Origin of the sequence: Phenylobacterium sp., assembly GCF_030680185.1 — a bacterium.
Classification (GTDB): Bacteria; Pseudomonadota; Alphaproteobacteria; order Caulobacterales; family Caulobacteraceae; genus Phenylobacterium.
In genome coordinates, this window is the sequence record NZ_JAUXVZ010000055.1 from 1 (window position 1) to 20,308 (window position 20,308).

Consider the following 20,308-nt stretch of genomic DNA (forward strand, 5'->3'; position numbering starts at 1 on the left):
CCTCGGTCATGCTCACCGAGGAGGCCGTCAAGCGAGTGGCCGCGGGCAAGGAGCGCACCGACACCACCCAGCGCACCATCACCGAGATCACCGGCCGGGTGCAGGAAAGCGTCCAGACCTTCCAGCAGATCGTCGCCTCCACCAACCAGCAGCAGCTGGGCATCGAACAGGTCATGGGCGCTCTGCAGAACATCCGCCAGGCCAGCCAGCAGACCGCCGTCGGCACCCGCCAGCTGGAAGAAGCCGCCGGCAACCTCACGAGCCTGTCCCAGCAGCTGCTGGGTCTGGCTGAACGCTACCGGGTCTGATCGCGGACCGTGGCTGACCTCCGCGCCCAGCTCCTGGCGGCGTTCGATATCGAACACCGCGAGCACCTCGAATCGGTGCGTCGGTCCCTGGCCGCGCCGGCCGAGGCGGACCTGCGTGAGGTGTTCCGCCGCCTGCACAGCCTGAAGGGCGCAGCCCGGGCGGTGGACCTGGAGGTCGTGGAGCATCTGGCCCACCGGCTGGAGGAGCGGCTGGCCCAGGTGATCGACGACGGGTCAGTCCTTGACGCCGCCACGGTAGATCTCATCCATCTCGGCCTGGACGCCATCGAAGCCCAGGCGGCCGCGCAGCGCGATGGCGCCCCCCTGCCCGACGCAAGCCGGGCCCTGCAGGCGCTGGGCGCGCAGGTCGCGCAGCCGGCGCCGGTCAAGCCAAGCGAGCCGGTCGAGCGGGTTGAGCCGACCGCGGCGCCCGCGTCGGACCGCTCGCCCGAATATGTGCGGGTGGACGCCGAACTTGGCGAACGCCTGAACGAGGCCCTGCACCACCTGTCCAGCGAGGTCCAGATCGAGGCCGCCCAGGTGGAGCTGACCCAGCGCCTGCGACGTGAGGCCAGTCAGCTGGAACGCCTGTGGCGCGACATGCGGGCCCGCGGCGGCGAGGGCCGGACCTCCAACCGGGCAGTCGCCTTTGAACATGCCCTGCAGACCCTGACCCGCGATCTTGGCGAACTCGCCCGGCGTCAGTCCCGGGCCAACTGGGCCGTGGGCGAGAGCCTGGCCGTGCTGCGCGAACAGATCGACGAAATCGCCCTGGCGCCGGCTGAGAGCCTGTTGGGCGATCTTGGCCGCATGGTCAGGGACCTGGGCCGCGACCAGGGTCAGGACGTAGAGGTCCGCACCGAAGGCCTCGAGGTTCGCGCCGAGCGTCGCGTGCTCCAGGCTCTGCGCGAGCCGATCATCCACCTGTTGCGCAACGCCGTCAGCCACGGGGCCGAGGCGGCGGAAGTTCGCAAGGCGGCCGGCAAGTCCGAGCGCCTGCACGTAACCCTGCAGGCCCGGGCCCGGGGCGGTCGTCTGGAAGTCCGGATCGCCGATGATGGGCCAGGTCCCGACCTGGCCCGGATCGAGGCCGCCGCTATCGCCCGCGGGCTCCTGTCGCCTGATGACGGCTCCCGCCACCCTGACGAAATCCTTGCCCTGGCGTTCGAGCCCGGAGTCTCCGCCGCCAAGGCGGTGGATCGGCTGTCGGGCCGCGGCATGGGCCTGTCGGCGGTGGGGCAATCCCTCGCAGCCCTCGGCGGCTCGGCCCGCCTGCGAGCCCGCAGTCCCTTCGGCGCCGAGGTCATCCTGTCGGCGCCCTTGTCGGCCGCTCGGCAGACCCTGGTGGCTGTCGAGGCCGGCGGCGCTCTGTTTGGCCTCCCCAGCTTCGCTGTCCGCTCCCTGTTGCGTCTGAGAAGCGGTGAACTGGAAATCGTCGAAGGCGTGCCCAGCGCGCGGATACAAATCGACGGGTCGGACATTGTCACGCCCGTGATCCCGTTGAACGCCCTCCTCAACAACGCCGTGCTCGAACCGCCGGCGCCCGGCGCCGCAGCGCCGATGATCCTCATTCACCGGGGGGATCGACACCTGCTGCTGGCCGTCGACGAGATCGTCGATGTGCGTGAGCTCACTGTTCAGGATCTGGATGACAGCCGTATCGCCCCGGGCCTGACCCTGGGGGCGGCGATCCTGGACGAGGACCGACCCTTGCTGGTCCTCAATCCAGAAGCGCTGATCGACCGCTGGCTGAGGAACGCGCGGCGGCTGTCCGCTTCGGCGCTGGGGCTCGCCCCCAAGGAAACCGAAGCCCGGCAGGTTCGGACGGTTCTGGTGGTGGACGATTCCATCACCACGCGCACCCTCGAGAAGAGCATTCTGGAAGCCCAGGGCTATCGCGTCCTGCTGGCGGTGGACGGGGTGGACGCCCTGAACACCCTGCGCTCGTCCGACACTGTGATCGATCTGGTGGTCGCTGACATCGAGATGCCGCGCATGGACGGCTTCTCCCTGCTCCAGGCGATCAAGGCCGACGCCGGGCTGGCGCGCCTGCCGGTCATCCTGATGACCTCTCGCGACGACGAGGCCGATGTGCGCCGGGGGCTGGACCTGGGCGCCGAGGCCTACATCACCAAGCAGAAGTTCGACCAACGGGAACTGCTGGCCACCATCGGGCGCATCCTGTGAATCAAGGCCGCGCGCCTGTCCGGGTGATGATCGTCGAGGACTCCCTCGTCGTTCGCCAGCTGCTGACCCATATCATCGGCCGGGACCCGAGGTTCGTCGTGGCCGCCGCTGTCGCCTCGGCTGAAGACGCCCTGGCCGAAATCCCGCGGGTCCGCCCCGATGTGATCTCCATGGACATCCGGCTGCCGGGCATGGACGGCCTGGAGGCCACGGCCCGGATCATGGCCGACAACCCCACGCCGATCGTGGTCATCGCCGACGCGGTGGAGGACGCCTCCCTGCGGATCTCCATGAACGCCCTGCGGGCCGGGGCGCTGACCGTAGTGGAGAAGCCCGCGGGGCCCAGCAACGCCAGCTACGAGCGACTGGCCGAGACCATCTGCACCCAGCTGTTCATCATGAGCAGTGTTCCGGTGATCCGTCGCCGCAGCATTGGGGCGCCGCGGGATGAGCGAACCGAGACCCGGCCGGTCGTCCCGGGCGCATTCGAGCGGCTGGACTTCCTGGCGCTGGCGGCCTCCACCGGCGGGCCGCCCGCCCTGGCCAAGGTGTTGGGCGCCCTGCCCTCGAACTTCCCCGCGCCAGTTCTGCTCGTCCAGCATATGGGCGCGGCCTTCATGGAGGGTTTCGCCAAGTGGCTGGACGGCCTTTGCGCCATGCCGGTGGTCCTGGCGCAGGACGGGGTGTTGGCTGAGCCCAGCTGCGTCTATGTGGCGCCGGGGGACTCCCACCTGGCCATCCGCAGCTCCGGCGTCATGCGCATCACCCAGGCCCCGCCGGTGGGCGGACAGCGACCGTCGGCCAATGTGCTGTTCGGCGCCCTGGCCGAGGCCGCGCCTACCCGCACGGTCGCCGCCCTGCTGACCGGCATGGGGGAAGACGGGGCCCAGGGCATGTCCCGTCTGAGCCAGGGGGGCGCCCACACCATCGCCGAGCATGCCAGCACTGCGGTGGTGAACGGCATGCCCGCCGCCGCCGTGCGCCTGCGAGCGGCCCGGGACATTCTGCCTCTTGACCTGATCGGACCTCGCATCCTCCAGCTGTCCGGCAAGGGGCGTCCATGAGCCCCCATCCGCACGCCAAGGTTCTCGTGGTGGAAGATTCGGAGACCCAGGCCCTGGCCCTGCGCGGCCGCCTGGAGGCCGAGGGCTATACGGTGCAGACCGTCACCAGCGCCGAGGCCGCCCTGGAGAGGCTGAACGGGCCCCTCCCGGACCTGGTCGTGGCCGACTTTCACCTGCCTGGCATGGATGGACGCGAGCTGTCGCGGCAGCTGCGCCTGAACCGCCGGACCCGCACCCTGCCCCTGCTCATGCTGACCAGCGCCAGGGAGCAGGATCTGGAGCGCCAGGGCCTGGAGAGCGGGGCGGACGCCTATGTGTCCAAGTCCGCCGACATGGATGTCATGCTGGCCAGGCTTCGCGCCCTGCTGCGCCGGGGTCGGATGGCGGCCAGCGAGACAGCCGCCGACGCGGGCTTCCGCCCGGCCCGGGTGATGATCGTGCACGACAGCGCCACCCAGCGGATCAAGCTGGGCGCCGTCCTGGCCCAGGTCGGCTATGAGGTGAGCGAGGCGCCGGATGCGACGACGGCCATGGCGGCCGCCAATGACCAGATCGACTGCATCGTCATGCCCGCCACAGGCGCAAGTCTGGACGGCCTGGATCTGTGCCGCAGACTGGATCGTCAGCGCGAGCGCATGTCCCTGCCCTTCCAGATTGTCGTCATCGGACCGGGCGCCGGCGATCCCCACGCCCTGGCTGCGGCCTTCGACGCCGGCGCCGACGATGTCACCGCCAGTACCGACGAGGACGAGGTCCTGCGCATGCGGGTGCGCGCCCTGGTGCGGCGCAGACTGCTGGCCGAGGAAACCCGGCGCTCCGAAGAGGCGGACGCCCGGGCCGCCGCAGCCGACGAGCTGTCCCGCGCCAACGCGGAGCTGGAGGCCGCCAACCAGCAACTGCGTCAGGCGCAGGCCCAGCTGGTCCAGTCCGCCAAGATGGCCTCCCTGGGGGAGCTGGTCGCCGGCATCGCCCATGAGATCAACAATCCCCTGGCCTTCATTCTGGGCCACCAGAACACGGTCGAGCGGCTGGCGCGGCAATTGGCGGAGGCTCCGGACGACTCCAATCCCGCAGCCCTGGCCAAGATGACGGACCGGCTCGGCGCCATGCGGATGGGTCTGCAGCGCATCCAGAGCCTGGTGATGAACCTGCGGAAGTTCTCCCGCCTGGACGAAGCCGACAGCCAGCAGCTTGACGTCCCCGACGCTATTGAGACGGTCCTGGCTCTGCTTGGCCCCAAGATGGGCGCCATAGAGGTTCGCCGGGACCTAAGGGCCAGGCCACAGCTCACCGCCTCGCCGGCCCTATTGAACCAGGTGGTCATGAACATCCTGTCCAACGCGGCCGACGCCCTGGGCGGCGCCGGCGTCATTGAGGTCTCCACCGAGGAGCGCGATGGCGGCTACCGGATCGAGATCAATGATTCAGGCCCCGGCGTGCCAGAGGCGGTCCGCGACCGCATCTTCGAACCCTTCTTCACCACCAAGCCGGTGGGGGACGGCACGGGGCTGGGCCTGGCCATTGCCTATGCCGTCGTCCGCGCCCACAAAGGCGAGATCACGGTGGACAGCGGGCCCCTCGGCGGCGCGCGCTTCGTGATCGAGTTGCCCGTGGACCCCCAGGCATGAACGCCCTCTCTCCACCGCCTCTGATCCTCCTGGTCGATGACGAGCCCGATATCCTGGTGGCGCTCGCAGACCTGCTGGAGGACAGCTTCCAGGTCCTGGCCGCCAATGGCGGCGCCGAGGCGCTCGAGATCCTGTCGCGCGAGCCGGATGTGGCCGTGATCGTCTCCGACCAGCGCATGCCGGAAATGACCGGCGACGTCTTCCTGGGCCAGGCCAGACGCCTGTCGGAGGCTGAGGCCATCCTGCTGACCGGCTATGCCGATCTCAGTTCCATCACCGCCGCCCTGAACAAGGGCGGGATCGTCGGCTACGCCGCCAAGCCCTGGGACCCCGAGGCCTTGCGGGCCATGGTCTCGTCGGCCGCCGAGCGCCACCAGCTTCGCCGGGCGCTGAACGAGGAACGTTCCCTGCTGCGCGGGCTCATGGCCCACCTGCCCGCCGCGGTTGCGGTCAAGGATCGCGAGGGCCGGTACGTGCGCATCAATGAACGCAAGGCCCTGGCGCTGGGTCTGGGCGCCAAGACGGGTGTCGGCAAGACCGAGTCCGAGCTCGGCGGCTCCGGCCGCGCCGACGCCGAGGCCCTGGCGCTGGCCCGGGGCGAGACCGTCGAGGTGCTGGACGAGCGGGAGACCGAGGTCGGGACCCAGTGGCTGGAGACGGCCATCGTGCCGGTGCATGACCCCGCCGGGGAGGTCCGCCACCTGGTGGTCGTCGAGCGGGACGTCACCGACGAGAAGCTGGCCGAAATGCAGCTTCGCCAATCCGACAAGCTGCGGGCCCTGGGCACCCTGGCGGGCGGCGTGGCGCACGACTTCAACAATCTGCTGACCGCCATCATCGGCAGTCTCGAACTGGCCACCCGCCGCATGGGTGATGAGGCGGCCCTGCGCCGCTACTTGGACAACGCCACCCTGGCCGCTCAGAAGGGCGCGACCCTGACCCAGCGCCTGCTGGGTTTCAGCCGGCAGACCGAGAGCCGCGGGGCCGAGGTGGTGGACCTGGCCGAAATCCTCTCCGAGACCAAGGACCTGGTCGAGCGCACCCTGGGCGGAGGCGCGCGGATCAGCTGGAACCTTGCTGACGGCCTGTGGCGGTCGGCCATTGAGCCTGACCAGTTGGAACTCGCCATTCTGAACCTCGCGGTCAACGCCCGCGACGCCATGCCTGATGGCGGGCGGATCACCATATCGGCCTGGAACCAGACCCTCGCCGCGCCGGAGCCGCAGCTCGACCTTGCGGCGGGCGACTATGCTGTGATCTCAGTCCATGACACCGGCGCCGGCATGACGCCGGAGGTGCTGGCTCGCGTCCTTGAACCCTTCTTCACCACCAAGCCCGTGGGCAAGGGCACCGGTCTTGGCCTGCCCATGGCCTACGGCTTCGCTCAGCGCTCTGGCGGCGCCCTGGAAATCTGCAGCGAGCCGGGCCAGGGCACTGAGGTGAAGATCTATCTGCCCCGGGCGGTGATCGCGGCCCTCGAGGTGACTCCGGCGCCGGAAAAGAGCGCGGCCGACCAGGAGCGGTCCGGACGGCGCATTCTGGTGGTCGACGACGAGCCCCCTGTGCGTGCGGTGACCGCGGGATTCCTGCGGGACTGCGGCCATGACGTCGTCGAGGCGGACGGCGCAGACGCCGCGCTGCGCCTGCTCCGGGAGGGCGGGCCGTTTGACCTCGCCCTGGTGGACTTCGCCATGCCCGGCGTAAACGGCGTCGAGTTCGCCCGACGTGCTCGGGCGGACGGGTCGGACCTGCCGATCATCCTCATCACCGGCTATTTCGACGTTGAGGTGCCCGGCGACATCGCCCTGGTCCACAAGCCGTTCAGCAACGCCACCCTGCAGGCCGCCCTCGCCCGGGCCTGGGCTCAGTAGATCCCCATCGCGAGGCCTGCCGCCAGGGCTGCGCCGAGTTCGCCGCACCTTGCCAGCTCGGCCGGCGCGATCTGCTTCTCCGCCAGGATCGCCTCAGGCGTCTGGGCGTGGGTGCAGACGATGATCGGTTCGGCCACGGCCTTCAGCCGCCAACCGGTGGCGATCCGCGCCATCTGACGAACCGCGTTTTCCCCATCGCTGCCGGCGCAGACCATTAGGGCGTAAGGCCGGCCCTCGATGCGCCCCAGCACGGGATAATAGGCGCGGTCGAAGAAGGCCTTCATCTCACCGGAGATCGCCGCCAGGTTCTCCGGACAGACGAACAGGTAACCGTCGGCCTGAAGAAGGTCATCTGGCCCGGCCTCGGTCGCCTCAAGGACCTGGACCCGCGCCTCCCCCGTCTCGCGGGCGGCGGCCTCGGCAGCTTGGGCGATCTGGCGCGAACCGCCGGTACGCGAGTGATAGACGATCAGCAGCAACTTCATAGGGGCAGCATAGGCGACATCGCCATGCTCACACAGGCCAGCAGGCCGCCGCCCTTCAAGCTGACCCAGCGTGGCCGCTGAATTTTCCACCGAGCCACGTCAGGGCCGGAACCCGGCGGGCGGTCTGAGACTTTCTCCCACCAACAGGAGATTTCCATGGCCATGATCCAGGGCTTGGGCCTGCAAAGCGCCCCCGCAGCCGGCTTTTCGGACCCCAACAGCCTCCATCGGGGGCTAGCGCGGTGGAACCGCAGCCGCCTTTCGCCCTCCACGCCGCGCAATGACTGGCGGCTGGAGCTGAACCGCGACCTGCGGATGCAGCAGAAGGAAGGCGAGTTCATCGAAGCCTTCCGCGCCCGGGTCCAGGACGAGGTGGCGCAGGTCCCGACAGATCCCGCGGGCTTCATCGCCTGGTTCGAGGGCCTGAAGGACAACGGTCCCGGCCAGTGGGACCCGCTGTTCGACTGGCTCGCCACTGAAGCCGACCTGGAACAGATCTCCTGGTTCCTGACACAGGAAGCCGCCGGCGAGGCGGGGTTCGATGATCTGGTCGCCCTGACCCAGGTTAAGCTGCCGGCCCGACCCAAGCTTGAGCTGGCCCGCAACTACTGGGACGAGATGGGCCGCGGAAATATGGGCGGCATGCACGGGCCGATGCTCGACATGACCGTGCAGGGCCTGGAGCTCGCGCCGACCATCGAGGGCACGCTCTGGCAGTCCCTGGCGCTCGCCAACACCATGACCGCCTTCGCCGCCACCCGACGATACGCCTATCACTCCGTGGGCGCCCTGGGCGTCGTGGAACTGACCGCGCCGACCCGGGTGGCGTCGGTGGCCGCCGGCCTCAAGCGCCTGGGCGTGGCGCCAAAGCTGCGCAAGTATTTCGATCTGCACGCGGTTCTGGACGTCGAGCATTCCAAGGCCTGGAACGCCGAGGCGCTCATGCCCCTGGCCCAGGAGCACCCCGAGGTGCTGCCCGCCATCGCCGAAGGCGCGATCATGCGCCTGCGCTGTGGCGAGCAGTGCTTCGAGGCCTATCGCGCCTTCCTGTGGGCCGGCGCCCGCACCGCTCAGACCGTTCTCCTCAAGGAGTCGGCCTGACCCAGCCTGGCGAGGGGTCAATCCCCCTTGGAGGACTTGCGGTAATCGAGGGGCGGCGCCCGGTCGCCGACCATGGCCTCATAGGTGAAGTCCGCGCCGCGTCGCTCAAGCAGTTCGCCCTTGGCGGTCTCGATCAGGGCGGGCTCCCGCAGAAGCCGCGCGCCGGCCAGGGCCAGGGTCTTGGCTGCGACCTCGGCCCCCTTTGAACCAATGCTCGTTCCGCCGGCGGCGACAGCCTGCCAGCTGTGGGCGGCGGTCCCAGGCACCCAGGTCGCCGCGCCCATGCCCGCGGTCGGCGTCACCCAACTCACATCGGCCACGTCGGTAGATCCGCCGCCGCCGCCGCCAATGGAATAGGGCCTGATTTCGCTGGCCGGGGTCGGCTTGCGACCGGCCGGCAGCTGCTTGCTCATGGCCTCGGCGAAGGCCTTTTCCTGGTCATTCCAGACCGGCGGGCCGACCTCGCGCAGGGCCTGGTCCATGACCTGGCCTAGGGTGTCGTTCACCAGCATGTTGTAGACGCCCCCGGTCTGCTCGAAGCTCCCCGTGGTTTCGGTGGCGAGCGCCGCGCCTTCGGCGGCCTTCTGCATCCGGGCGAAGACGTCGCGGACGATCTGAGGATCGGTGTGGCGGACGTAGTAATAGACCTCGGCCTTGTCGGGAACGACGTTCGGGGCTGCGCCGCCGTCGGTGACGACATAGTGGATACGAGTCCCGTCCGGGATGTGCTCGCGCAGATAGTTGACCGCCACATTCATGATCTCGACCCCGTCCAGGGCCGAGCGGCCACGGAAGGGCGCCGCCGACGCGTGGGCCGAGGCGCCGGCGAAGCGGAACTTGCCGGAGATGTTGGCCAGCGAGACGCTCTGGGCGGCGCTGTTGCCGTCGCTGGGGTGCCAGTGGAGGGTCGCATCCACGTCGGAGAACAGACCCTCGCGGACCATATAGACCTTGCCCGAGCCCCCCTCCTCGGCCGGCGTGCCATAGACGCGGATCTCGCCAGCCACATTGTTGGCCTTCATCCAGGCCGCCAGGCTCTGGGCGGCGGCGACCGACGCCGCGCCGAACAGGTGGTGACCGCAGGCGTGGCCCGCGATCTGGCCGGCGATCGGGGCCGGCTCAGGCTTGGCCTCCTGGGCGAGGCCCGGCAGGGCGTCATACTCAGCCAGGATAGCGATCACGGGGCCATCGCCGTTCTTGAAGCTGGCGACGAAGGCTGTGGGCATGCCGGCCACACCGGCCTCCACCGAGAAGCCGGCCTTGCGCAGTTCAGACTGCAGCAGGGCCGAACTCTTGGTCTCCTGATAGCCGACCTCGGCGAACTCCCAGATCTGATGGGCCACGTCGGCCATGCGCGGCGCGCCCTTCTCGACGCTCGCGATCAGGGTCTGCTTGTCCTGCGGAGTCACCTGGGCGCTGGCCGGGGATCCGGACAGAATGAGGGTCAGGCTGGCGGCGCCCATCAGGGCGATCTTGAAGGCGGCGCGGCGCATGGGCGAACTCCGGAAGACTGGGATACCAAGGGGCGGCAAGCCCCGCTGACCCGACATCCTCTGCCGATGGCGGGCCGATGCAAGTCGGCGCGGGCGCCCCGAAGGCCGCCCGCGCCCTCGACCTAGAAGGTCTTACGCACGCTCACATACCAATAGCGGCTGTAGGGCGTGTAGAGCTCGCCCAGGTAGCCGTCCGAGGCCAGTGGCGGCTTCTCGTCGGTCAGGTTGCGCACCCCAACGCGCAGGCGGGTATCGGCCGCCATGCCATCGGTGAACTCGTACTGACCATAGAGATTGGCGGTCAGCTGGCTGTCGATGATCCAGGGATCGCCGGCCGCGTCGATCAGGCCGAAGTCCTGAACATCGCCCACATACTGGGTGAAGGCCCCCAGGGTGAACTGCTCGTAGCGCCAGGTGGCCGAGGCCGACCATTTCCAGTCCGGACGACCTTCGTCGCGGATCAGGTCGCCACCGCCGGCGATGTTGACGCCGGGATTGATGGCGCCGGCCGCCTGGGCGTCCAGGAGCTCCTGAATGGCCGGAGACGGCTGGCGGTAGAACTTCATCAGATGGGCGGCATTGAAGCTGGCCGAGAAGTCGCCGAACCGCGTGCCATTCAGGCTCCAGGCCACGCCGATGTCGAGGCCGCGAGCCTCCTGCGGCAGCAGGTTCTGGTACTGGTCGTTGACGAACAGCACCTGACCCACGGGGGTCAGGTTGGTGCCGGCGAAGGCGGCCACGTCATCGGCGGTGGGCGCCGCACGGATCACGTCGGGGTTACTCGTCCCCTGGGTGCGCAGCAGGTAGTCGAGGATCAGGGCGTTGCCCTCGCCGAACAGGCCGACGATGCCCTCCTGCTTCACCCGCCAGTAGTCGACCGTGAAGATGAAGTTCCCGACTTCCGGCGGCAGGAACTGGGGTTCGAAGACGACGCCCGCCCCCCAGGTCTCGGACTCTTCGGGCTTCAGGTCCTGGTTGCCAGCCCGCTGCGCGGTGGTGGCGCCCGACCGCGAGCAGGCCGCGAAGTTGGCGATGCGCCCGGCCCGCAGATCCGCCTCGCAGCGGATGAAGTCGGTCCGGGTGTTGGAACGGGTCACCAGGGTGGCGTTGACCTGTTCGAGGTTGGGCGCCTTGAAGCCCTGGGCCCAGGAGCCGCGGAAGCGCAGCCCATCGAACACATCCCAGGCCACCGCGACCTTGGGCTTGGCGACAGAGCCGGCGTCGCTGAAGTCCTCGAAGCGGCCGGCCAGCTGCATCTCCACGCTCTGGACCAGCGGGATGTTCATCTCCGGCGAGATCACCGGCACGGCGAACTCGATGAAGCCCGAGGCGACGGTCCGGGAGCCGCTGGTGTCCGGCGACGGGCTGGTGCCGATCAGGTCGCCTGCATAGGCCGTCCCGGTGACCACGTCGGTGAAGTTGATGGTGCCGTCCACGCGGCCGTCGCGGTCGTCCTTCTGGGTCTCGCGACGGTTTTCCTGGCCAACCGCCATGCCGACGTGACCGCCGGGCAGGGTGAAGATGTCCGTCCGCGAGACCTTGAATTCCGCCATGCACAGCGAGCTGGTGTTGCGGCGGACCGTCTTGATCCGGATGGCGTCCAGGGCGGCCTGGCTGCTCCGGGCGGTATCAGCCAGGCTGGTGTTCTGCAGATTGGCCCCGTTGAACGGGTTGTAGGCGTCCGGCGTCGACAGGGAGAGCTGACGTTGCAGCAGGGTGGCGCTGATGCCGTCCGAGACGTCCTCGACCTCAGCCTTCGAATAGAGGATCGCGCCTTCCCAGTTGAAGCCGAACCGCTCGCCCCTCAGGCCGGCCAGGGCCCGCCACTGAGAGTTCTCTACATCCACCGAGGTCGGCCCGGCGTCGGAGAAGTTGTAGGTGCGGATGGTCACATCACGGCCGCTCGCCGGGGCGTCGATGCCCGACAGGCGGTTCGGATTGACCGTCCCATTGGCGAAGGTCGTGGGGCCGAACGGGTTGTAATAGCTCGAGGCCGGCATGGTGATCGGCATCGAAGACAGGGTGCCGGTGGAGGTCTGCAGGCTCTTGGTGGTGGCGGTGTAGTAGCCGAGCTCGCCAAAGCCCGTGATCTCGTCGGTCAGGTCGTAGTTGCCGGTGAGGAACAGATTCACCCGCTCCACCTCGGGGATCACCGTGGTGTTGTAGGCTGCCGGCGAGTCAAAGCGCAGATCGCGATCGACGCCGGCCGTGGCGATGGCGCCGTCATCCAGGCAGAGCCCGCCGCTGGTGGGCGTCGCGCAGCCGGGGAAGGTGGTCGGCTGCACGTGGAAGAAGCCCGCGGTCGATGTCACCAGGGCGCCGTTGCGCCGCACAGGACCGCTGGCCTGGAAATAGCCCCAAGGGGTGACGGTGCTGCGGGCGTCCAAGGAGGTGGCGCCGTCAAAACGCGTACCGGCGAACAGCGGCCGGCGGTCCAGGGAGGCGGTATAGTCCTGGTCCAGGGCGTCCAGGGCGGTGCGGTCGGTGTAGCTGGCGAACACCGTGACATTACCGCGGTCGAAATTGCGGCCGAACAGGGCCGACAGATCGGTCTGGCGCAGGCCCGTGCCCTCGGCGCCGGCGTACTGGGCGTCCAGGGTCAGACCATCATAGTCGGTGCGCAGCACCGTGTTGACGACGCCGGCCACCGCGTCCGAGCCGTAGAGCGCCGCCGCGCCGTCGCGCAGCACTTCCAGGCGCTGGAGACCGTTCACCGGGATGGCGTTGGTGTTGTAGGTCAGGACTGGAACGAGGTTCTCGTCGGCGCGGCTGGACGGGTGGGTCACCACCCGGCGGCCATTCAGAAGGACCAAGGTGTTGCCGACACCCAGATTGCGCAGATTGACCGAGCCCACATCGCCCCGGGCGCTGTTGCTGGAGTTGGGCAGGTAGCTGGAGTTGAAGCTCACATCGCCCATCTGCGGGATGGAGCGGAACAGCTCGTCGCCCGAGGCGGCGGCGACCGCCTGCAGTTCGTCCTGTCCGAGCACGGTGACGGGCACGGCATCAGTAATCCGCGACCCCTGCACCTGCGACCCGACGACGATGATCTCGTCAACCATGGTTTCGGCCGTCTGGGCGAAGGCTCCGCCGGCGCCGAGCGCGCAGAGCATAGTCGTCCCGAGCAGACCGCGCCGCCCCCAGTTGGTGATGTTCATGTTGATCCCCTTTTGATCCCGACCCGAAGACCGACGTTTTCCCGGTTCTCCAGATCCTCTCGGCCGAATAGACGGCAGGGCCGGTGTAGCGTCGTTATACGGCGCTGGCCGACACACATTCGCCACACGGCCGCAAAAAGGGGCAATTCACGCCCAATTTCACGGCTTTTAGGTCGGTTCGGGACGGATTTCGCCGATCGGCGCTCAGTGATCAGTGATCAGTAGAACCTGACGTCGTCGACCTCGAGCCACAGGGTCTCACCGGCGTCCCGACCACCGCCGAACTGGACTTCCAGCAGATCACTGGCCGTCCAGGGCGTCTCAGCCCGCCGCCAGCCTGGCGCAGGCCGCAGATCCGAGAAGGGCACGGTGAAGCTGGCCCACTCGGGACCCGCCTCAACCTCGGTCTGCCACCAGCCGCCCACGGTGCGAATCATCACCCGGTAGAGCCCTCCGTCGCCCCTCAGGCCGAAAGCGAGCCCCTTGAAGGCGCGGGCGTCGACCGGCTGGACCGACCCGCGGCTGAGCGGGAGGATGACGCCGGTATGGGGGTCTTCCTTGACCGACATCCGTGCGGCCAGGCGCAGGGCGTTGTCGCCATCCGCCTCTGGCGCCACGAGGCTGATCAGCACGCTGCGGTCCATACCGCCGTCGGTGTCCTGCACCCGCAGGGCGCCTGTGGCCGTGCGGCCCGGCGCGCCTTCGAAGTCGTCAATCAGAGCCTGGGCGGGCGCGGGCGCCATGGTCATCTGGCTGTTGGCCGCCGGCAGGGCGACCCCGGGCCCCACCACCTGACGACCGTCGATGAAGACCCGCTCGGTCTTGCGGACGTCGGAGATGTGGGTCCAGGGCGCGCCGTCGATCAGCACCAGGTCGGCGCGCTTGCCGACTTCGATGGTGCCACGATCATCCAGGACGCCCATGGCGCGGGCGCTGTTGGCGGTGGCGACCATCAGGGCCTCCACCGGCGTGAAGCCGGCCTGAACCAGCAACTCCATCTCATGCAGAGTCGCGACCCCGTGCGGCGTGCCCGGCATGCCGGCGTCGGTGCCGAGCGCCACCAGAACCCCTGCGTCATGCAACGCCTTCACATTGCGCAGGGCGTACTGGAACTTGGCGTTGGACTGGACGAAGCGCGGATTGTTCAGGTCGTCCGGCGGGGTCTGGCCGGGCTTGACCGGCTCATAGACCGCGAGCGTCGGGGCGTAGGCCGTGCCCGACGCCTTCATCAGGTCGATGACCTCCTGGTCCACCGGCCCGTCCTGCAGGCTGTGGACGATGATATCCACCCCGGCCCGGGCGGCCACCTTGCCGCGCGCCACCGTTACGGTGTGTGTGACGACCTTCAGGTCATTCTTGTGCGCCTCGTCCACCAGGGCGCTCAGCGTGCCCACATCCATTGAGGTGTTGTCGGCCGAAAGGCCATAGCGCCAGCCGTCGGCGAAGGCCTTGATGAGGTCCGGCTCGTACGGAACCAGCCGGCGGACCTCGTGCCGGGCGCCGTCGGGGGTGTTGACCCACTTGGTGGTGGTTGTGTCGCCCCAGTCAGCCCCATGGCCGCCGGGCGTGCTCATCCGCGCCGTCAGGTTCACATGCGGCGAGGCCAGCTGCGACAGCCAGCGACGCCGGGGCTCGTAGGATTCCGGGGGCTGGTGAAAGTCGTTCACCGTGGTGACGCCAGCCTGCACATAGGCCGTGGCGATGGCCGGCGTCTGATAGGGCGCGCCGTTCGGCGTCCAGTGGGTGTGGACGTCGAAGAAGCCCGGGGTCAGGGCCTTGCCGCGGCCATCGATGGTCACCGCGCCAGCCGGCACGGTCAGACCGGCGCCGATGGCGGCGATCCGCCCATCCTGAATCAGCACGTCGGCCGTCCGCGGCGCCGCGCCCGTGGCGTCAAAGAGGGTGGCCCCGACGATGGCCACGGTCTCTGCCTTCGCCGGGGCGCTGGCCGCGCCGCTCGCCAGGGTGAAGCCGACGGCGGCTACAGCGAGAGACTTGAAGATGGGTTGGATGGTCACGAAACGCGCCCCGCACACTTGGTCGCCGCCTGTGATGCGGCGTCTGTCGCTTATCCCAGGGCCAGGATTGAATCCAGAAACCGCGACGTGAGGGCGCATTTCCCGCCCACACGCCGCCGAAAGCGGCACTTGTCAGTGGGCGAGCAGCACCGGGACCGGCGGCGACTCCAGCACGCTGCGGGTGGCGCCCCCCAGGACGAACTCCCTGGCCCGGGAGTGACCGAACGCCCCCATGACCAGGAGGTCGGCTTCGGTCCGCAAGGCGACATGGTCAAGGACCGAACCGATCTTCGCCCCGGCCGAATCGAACTCCATGGCCTCGGCGATGACCCCGTGGCGGGCGAGGTGGCGGAGCAGGTCCTGCGGGGCGCCCGGCCTGGCGGTCGCCTTTTCATTGAGCACGGTCAGGACGACCACCTTGCGGGCCGAGGTCAGGGCAGGCATCGCCGCGGCGACGGCGGCGGCGGCCGATCGGCTGGCGTCCCACGCGATCAATACGGTTCCGAGACCCGTCTGGGTGGGCCGGGCGTCGTTAGGCCGGAAGACCACGACGGGTCGGCCCGAGGCGAAGATCATCGCCTCCGCCACCCCCTGATGGGCCGTCGACTCACGGGCATACGGGATGACGCAGATATCCCGGGTCCGGGCGAGCTGGGCGGTGAGTTCCGGGATCTGGAACACTTCGGCCTCGGGCGACAGGCGGCCGCCGAACACCCCCAGCGCCGTGGCGCGATGCTCGAACTGTTCGAGCAGACGCGCGGCGTTCTGGCGACTGCGCCCCTCCTCCGCCCGAGCCATATCGCCGAGGTTCAGGGCGAAATCGGCCAGGCGATTGGTCTTCAGCGGAATCGAGACCTGGGGGACCAGGGCGGTGACCTGTTCGCCGAGCGCCGCGCACAGACTGACGCCCTGCTCCAGCGCCAGGTCGGACGTGGCATCGGGATAGGACTCAAGATGGAGAAGGATGTCTTTGTAAGGCATGGATAATCTCCATTGAAACAAGGCTTCGCCTGCCCTCGCGACCAGGGTCGTCGAGGGCAGGCGCGGTGTCGACGAGCCGATGGGGTCCCTGCTCGCTCAGGACTTCTTGCGGCGCTCGGCCACCAGCAGGCTGATCAGCAGGGCGGCAGCGGTCAGGGCGGCCCCGGCCGAGACAATGGGATGATCCTTCACCTCCTGAACAGCCTTGTCGGCCATGGCCTTGGCGGGTTTGGCCTTTTCCGAGAGGGCGTCGGCGGCCTTGCGCACCGCGACGGCGGCCTTGGCGATGGCTTCCTCGCTCTCCTCCGAGAGGCTTTCGGCGGCCGATCGCAGGGCGCGGGCGACATCCTCGAGGGTCTCGTCGATGTTCTCCCGCAGATCCTTGACGTCTTCGCGGAGGTCTTTGCTGATGGACTTCGACATGGGGCGGCTCCTTGGGGTTGCGCGCCTCATCTGGCGCCCTTCCCCCGGGCGACGCCTTGACCCGTATCAAATGCCTGGAAGCGCCCCTGCCGCTCAAGCTTGAGCCAGATCAAGGATGGCCTCAGCGCGCAGGCGCATCACGCGGCCACGGTCATACCGTCAATAAGGGGATAGTCATGAAAACCACCGCCGCCGTTCTCGCCGCGGGCCTCGCCCTCACCCTCGCCGGGGCCGCCCAGGCCCAGGAGTTCCAGCCCAAGAGCGCCGGGACCACGATGCTCAATGTCCGGGTGACCTCCGTTGATCCGGAAGCCGGCGACCCCATCACCACCCTGGCCGGCGCCGCGACGGGCCTGCGGGCCGAGGTGAACGCCGATGTGATGCCGACCATCGGCCTGAGCTACTTCTTCACCGACAATGTCGCTGTCGAAGTGATCGCCGGCACGACCAAGCACACGGTCACCGCCAAGGGTCCGGCCACCGACGTGAAGGTCAAGGAGACCTGGGTCCTCCCCCCGGTGGTCTCCCTGCAATATCACTTCGCCCCGGCCGCCAAGGTCAGCCCCTATGTGGGCGCGGGCGTGAACTACATGATCTTCTACAACGGCTCGGATAAGAACAACTTCGACCTCGACATCGACAACGGCTTCGGCTTCGCCCTGCAGGCGGGCGTGGACGTGGCCGTCAGCGGTCCCTGGAGCGCCAACCTCGATGTGAAGAAGGTGTTCTTCGAGACCGACGCCACCGACAACCGTAACGGCGTGAAGTCCAAGGTGAAGCTGGACCCGTGGGTCGTCTCGGCGGGCTTCGGCTGCAAGTTCTAAGCTGCGCGACATACGCAGACTGAAGGAAAGGCCCCGGCTTCACCGCTGGGGCCTTTTTCGCATTCAGCCGTCCTGCAGCAGGACCCTGGCGGCGCGGGCGATGACGATCTGTTCGTCCGTGGGCAGGACGAGCCCCTGAAGGCGGCTGGCCGGGGTGGTGATGATCTCGGCGCCTGCCCGGTTCGCCTCGGCGTCGAGCTCGGCGCCCAGCCAGGCGCAGGCCCGCAGCACGCCCTCGCGGATCGCCGCGGCGTTTTCCCCGACGCCGGCGGTGAAGACGAGGCGATCCACCCCGCCCAGGGCGGCGGCCAGCCCGCCGATCTCCCGCGACAGCCTATAGACGAACAGGTCCAGGGCCTCCCGCGCCTCCGGACGGTCGCTGGCCAGCAGGACTCTGATGTCGCCGCTCTCCCCGGACACGCCGAGCAGGCCCGACCGGCGATAGAGCAGGTCGGTGAGATAAGCGGCCGACATGCCGCGATCTTCCATCAGGTAGAGCAGAACCCCAGGATCGAGACTGCCCGACCGGGTGGCCATGGGCGGGCCATCCAGGGCCGAGAAGCCCATGGTGGTGGCCAGACTCTCACCATCGGCCAGGGCGCAGAGGGACACGCCGCTCCCCAGGTGGGCGACGATCACCCGCCCGCCGCAGTTTGAGCCGAACCGCTCTCGAAGCTCGCCGGCGATGAAGTCGTACGACAGGCCATGGAAGCCATAGGCCAGCACGCCGCCCTCGGTGAGGTCCCGCGGCAGGGCGTAGAGCCGCGCAAGCCGTGGCTGACCCGCGTGGAAGGCGGTGTCGAAGCAGCCGACCTGGACCGCGCCTGGAAACCGATGCTGCGCGGCGCACACCGCGGCCAGGTTGAAGGGCTGGTGCAAGGGCGCCAGGGGCGAGAGTCCCTCCAGGGTCTGCAATGTCTCGTCGTCCAGGCGAACGGGGGCGGCGAAGGCCAGGCCCCCATGGACGATGCGATGGCCGATGGCGTCGGGCGCGCTCACCCCACCCTCCCCGGCCAGCCACTCGAGCGTGCGCGCCAGGGCCTCATCCAGGACGCCGGCCGCCTTCGGCCAGTCGGTTTCAGCCAGGGTCTCGCCGTTGGCGTCGCGGACCCGGAACTGAGGTCGGTCCGGCAGGCCGGAGACGGCGCCGGTCATCCCCAGGGTCAGCTTGTCGCCGAGGCTGTCATAGACCGCGAACTTCAGGCTGGACGAACCTGCGTTCAGGACCAGGATCTGCATGCGCATTCCTAGTGGGCTGGCGGCTGGAGGCGGCCAGCCTTGGCCACCAGCAGGGCGACGGCGCAGGAGGCCAGGCGCGATAGGACCCCATCGGAGCGGCTGGTGAGCATGACCGGCACCCGCGCGCCCATGACGATCCCGGCCGACTGGGCCCGCGCCAGGTAGAAGAGCTGTTTGGCCAGCATGTTGCCCGACTCAATGTCCGGCACGAGCAGGATGTCGGCGTCGCCGGCCACCTCGGAGACAATGTGCTTCTGCGCGGCGGCTTCCTTGGAGATGGCGTTGTCGAAGGCCAGGGGGCCGTCCAGCAGGCCGCCGACAATCTGGCCCCGGTCGGCCATCTTGCAGAGCGCGGCGGCGTCCAGGGTGGCGATCATCTTCGGATTGACCGTCTCCACCGCCGCCAGGATGGCCACCTTGGGTCGGTCGACCCCCATGGCGCGGGCGCAGTCGATGGCGTTCTGGACGATGTCGCGCTTGGTGGCCAGGTCCGGGGCGATGTTGATCGCCGCATCAGTGACCAGCAGCGGCTTGGGATAGGTCGGCACATCAAGGATGAAGACGTGGCTCATCCGCCGCTCGGTGCGAAGGCCGCAGTCCTTGGCCACCACCGCTTCGAGCAGTTCATCGGTATGGAGCGCGCCCTTCATCACCGCCTCGGCCTCGCCCCGGCCGGCGAGCTGACAGGCCAGGGCCGCGGCGGCGTGGCTGTGCGGGGCGTCGTGCAGCTCGTACCGGCTGATATCCAGTCCCGCCGCGTCAGCGGCCGCGCGAATCCGCGCGGCCGGCCCCACCAGGATGGGAATAATGAGCTTGCGCTCAGCGGCCTCCACCGCGCCGCTAATGGAGAGGTCGTCCACCGGATGGACAACCACGGTGCGCACCGGGTCGGGCCGGTCAGCCAAGGCCAGCAGGCGCTCCAGCTGCGAGCCGGGCGCGCTGTCGGTCGAGTCAGGCAGGGTCAAGGTCGAACTCCGTCAGGGGCGAGGATCTAGCCTGTCACGGTCGCGGGCCGCCGCCCACCCCGGGTCATCCCTTAGACGGGCCGACCTGATAGCCGAGGTCCTTAAGGTCGGCGTCGTTCAGCCGCTCGGATTCAAGTTCAGCCGCATCGGCGGCGGCCGTGTCCGGAGCCGCGGACATATCGCCAGCATCCAGCAGCGGGGCCTCATCCTCGCCGATGCCCGGGCCGCCGCCGTCCTGAGCCGCGTCAAACACCGGACGGTCGCCATCACGGGCCAGACCATCCTGCTCATCTCGGCCGAGCGCGACGATCTCGCCATCACTGAGGTCCTCGGCGAACTGCGCCTCGTCATCGTCGGCGGCGCCCACCGCGGAGGTCTCGTCGCGGACCTGGGCCATTTCCTCGAAGGTGCGCATTTCGGCCGGCGGAACGTCATCGCCAGCCCCGACCGTGTTGTCCTCGTCAAAGACCTCGGCCTGATCCTGCGGTTCGAAGTCGGGCTGCTCGGGTGCGGGGGGCATAGGCTCTCCAATGGCTGGTGCGTTCACCAAACAACACCTGGAC

15 protein-coding genes and 1 pseudogene are annotated in these 20,308 nt (G+C 68.8%); 7 read left to right on the top strand and 9 right to left on the bottom strand.

From position 1 onward, the window contains the following. The 5 genes and pseudogenes from Q8L83_RS14450 to Q8L83_RS14470 all read left to right on the top strand — a co-directional run. A pseudogene (locus Q8L83_RS14450) lies at positions 1-308 on the top strand (methyl-accepting chemotaxis protein); the annotation flags it as partial. Positions 309-317: 9 nt separating this feature from the next. Continuing rightward, positions 318-2,495: a response regulator gene (locus Q8L83_RS14455; protein ID WP_305288113.1), complete on the top strand. Its 2,178-nt coding sequence runs from the start codon at positions 318-320 to the stop codon at positions 2,493-2,495. Further along, positions 2,492-3,559, top strand: a complete 1,068-nt coding sequence (gene cheB, locus Q8L83_RS14460) for a chemotaxis-specific protein-glutamate methyltransferase CheB (RefSeq protein ID WP_305288115.1) — start codon at positions 2,492-2,494, stop codon at positions 3,557-3,559. Before Q8L83_RS14455 ends, cheB begins: the two co-directional genes overlap by 4 nt. After that, on the top strand, positions 3,556-5,187 hold the full coding sequence (locus tag Q8L83_RS14465; RefSeq protein ID WP_305288117.1) for a response regulator: 1,632 nt from the start codon (positions 3,556-3,558) through the stop codon (positions 5,185-5,187). The genes cheB and Q8L83_RS14465 overlap by 4 nt, the downstream gene beginning before the upstream one ends. Further along, positions 5,184-7,058: a response regulator gene (locus tag Q8L83_RS14470; RefSeq protein WP_305288119.1), complete on the top strand. Its 1,875-nt coding sequence runs from the start codon at positions 5,184-5,186 to the stop codon at positions 7,056-7,058. The genes Q8L83_RS14465 and Q8L83_RS14470 overlap by 4 nt, the downstream gene beginning before the upstream one ends. Here the strand turns inward: Q8L83_RS14470 and Q8L83_RS14475 are convergent. Further along, complete coding sequence (locus tag Q8L83_RS14475) at positions 7,052-7,543, bottom strand: flavodoxin family protein (protein ID WP_305288120.1); 492 nt, start codon at positions 7,541-7,543, stop codon at positions 7,052-7,054. The genes Q8L83_RS14470 and Q8L83_RS14475 overlap by 7 nt on opposite strands. A gap of 156 nt (positions 7,544-7,699) precedes the next feature. Between Q8L83_RS14475 and Q8L83_RS14480 the strand changes: the two genes are divergently transcribed. Further along, the gene (locus tag Q8L83_RS14480) at positions 7,700-8,644 is read left to right on the top strand and encodes an iron-containing redox enzyme family protein (RefSeq protein WP_305288122.1); all 945 of its coding nucleotides are present in this window, start codon (positions 7,700-7,702) and stop codon (positions 8,642-8,644) included. A 17-nt stretch (positions 8,645-8,661) separates the two neighbouring features. Here the strand turns inward: Q8L83_RS14480 and Q8L83_RS14485 are convergent, their stop codons facing one another. The 5 genes from Q8L83_RS14485 to Q8L83_RS14505 all read right to left on the bottom strand — a co-directional run bounded on the left by Q8L83_RS14485 (position 8,662) and on the right by Q8L83_RS14505 (position 16,717). Then, a complete protein-coding gene (locus Q8L83_RS14485) occupies positions 8,662-10,137 on the bottom strand; it encodes an amidohydrolase (protein WP_305288124.1) in 1,476 nt (491 codons plus the stop codon). A gap of 122 nt (positions 10,138-10,259) precedes the next feature. Continuing rightward, entirely contained in the window at positions 10,260-13,295 is a 3,036-nt protein-coding gene (locus Q8L83_RS14490; protein ID WP_305288126.1) for a TonB-dependent siderophore receptor, read from the bottom strand. A gap of 218 nt (positions 13,296-13,513) precedes the next feature. Continuing rightward, positions 13,514-15,313: an amidohydrolase family protein gene (locus Q8L83_RS14495; protein ID WP_305288128.1), complete on the bottom strand. Its 1,800-nt coding sequence runs from the start codon at positions 15,311-15,313 to the stop codon at positions 13,514-13,516. 132 nt (positions 15,314-15,445) lie between these two features. Further along, the gene (locus tag Q8L83_RS14500) at positions 15,446-16,294 is read right to left on the bottom strand and encodes a universal stress protein (protein WP_305288130.1); all 849 of its coding nucleotides are present in this window, start codon (positions 16,292-16,294) and stop codon (positions 15,446-15,448) included. A 96-nt stretch (positions 16,295-16,390) separates the two neighbouring features. Further along, positions 16,391-16,717 (bottom strand): hypothetical protein, encoded by a 327-nt coding sequence (locus Q8L83_RS14505; protein WP_305288133.1) that lies wholly within the window; start codon positions 16,715-16,717, stop codon positions 16,391-16,393. A gap of 176 nt (positions 16,718-16,893) precedes the next feature. On the opposite strand from Q8L83_RS14505, the gene Q8L83_RS14510 reads away from it, so the two are divergent. Further along, positions 16,894-17,541: an OmpW family protein gene (locus Q8L83_RS14510; RefSeq protein ID WP_305288135.1), complete on the top strand. Its 648-nt coding sequence runs from the start codon at positions 16,894-16,896 to the stop codon at positions 17,539-17,541. 63 nt (positions 17,542-17,604) lie between these two features. Here the strand turns inward: Q8L83_RS14510 and Q8L83_RS14515 are convergent, their stop codons facing one another. The 3 genes from Q8L83_RS14515 to Q8L83_RS14525 all read right to left on the bottom strand — a co-directional run bounded on the left by Q8L83_RS14515 (position 17,605) and on the right by Q8L83_RS14525 (position 20,265). Continuing rightward, complete coding sequence (locus tag Q8L83_RS14515) at positions 17,605-18,780, bottom strand: acetate/propionate family kinase (RefSeq protein WP_305288137.1); 1,176 nt, start codon at positions 18,778-18,780, stop codon at positions 17,605-17,607. 8 nt (positions 18,781-18,788) lie between these two features. Next, entirely contained in the window at positions 18,789-19,745 is a 957-nt protein-coding gene (locus Q8L83_RS14520; RefSeq protein WP_305288139.1) for a bifunctional enoyl-CoA hydratase/phosphate acetyltransferase, read from the bottom strand. Positions 19,746-19,809: 64 nt separating this feature from the next. Beyond that, positions 19,810-20,265: a hypothetical protein gene (locus tag Q8L83_RS14525; RefSeq protein WP_305288141.1), complete on the bottom strand. Its 456-nt coding sequence runs from the start codon at positions 20,263-20,265 to the stop codon at positions 19,810-19,812. Positions 20,266-20,308 lie beyond the last annotated feature (43 nt).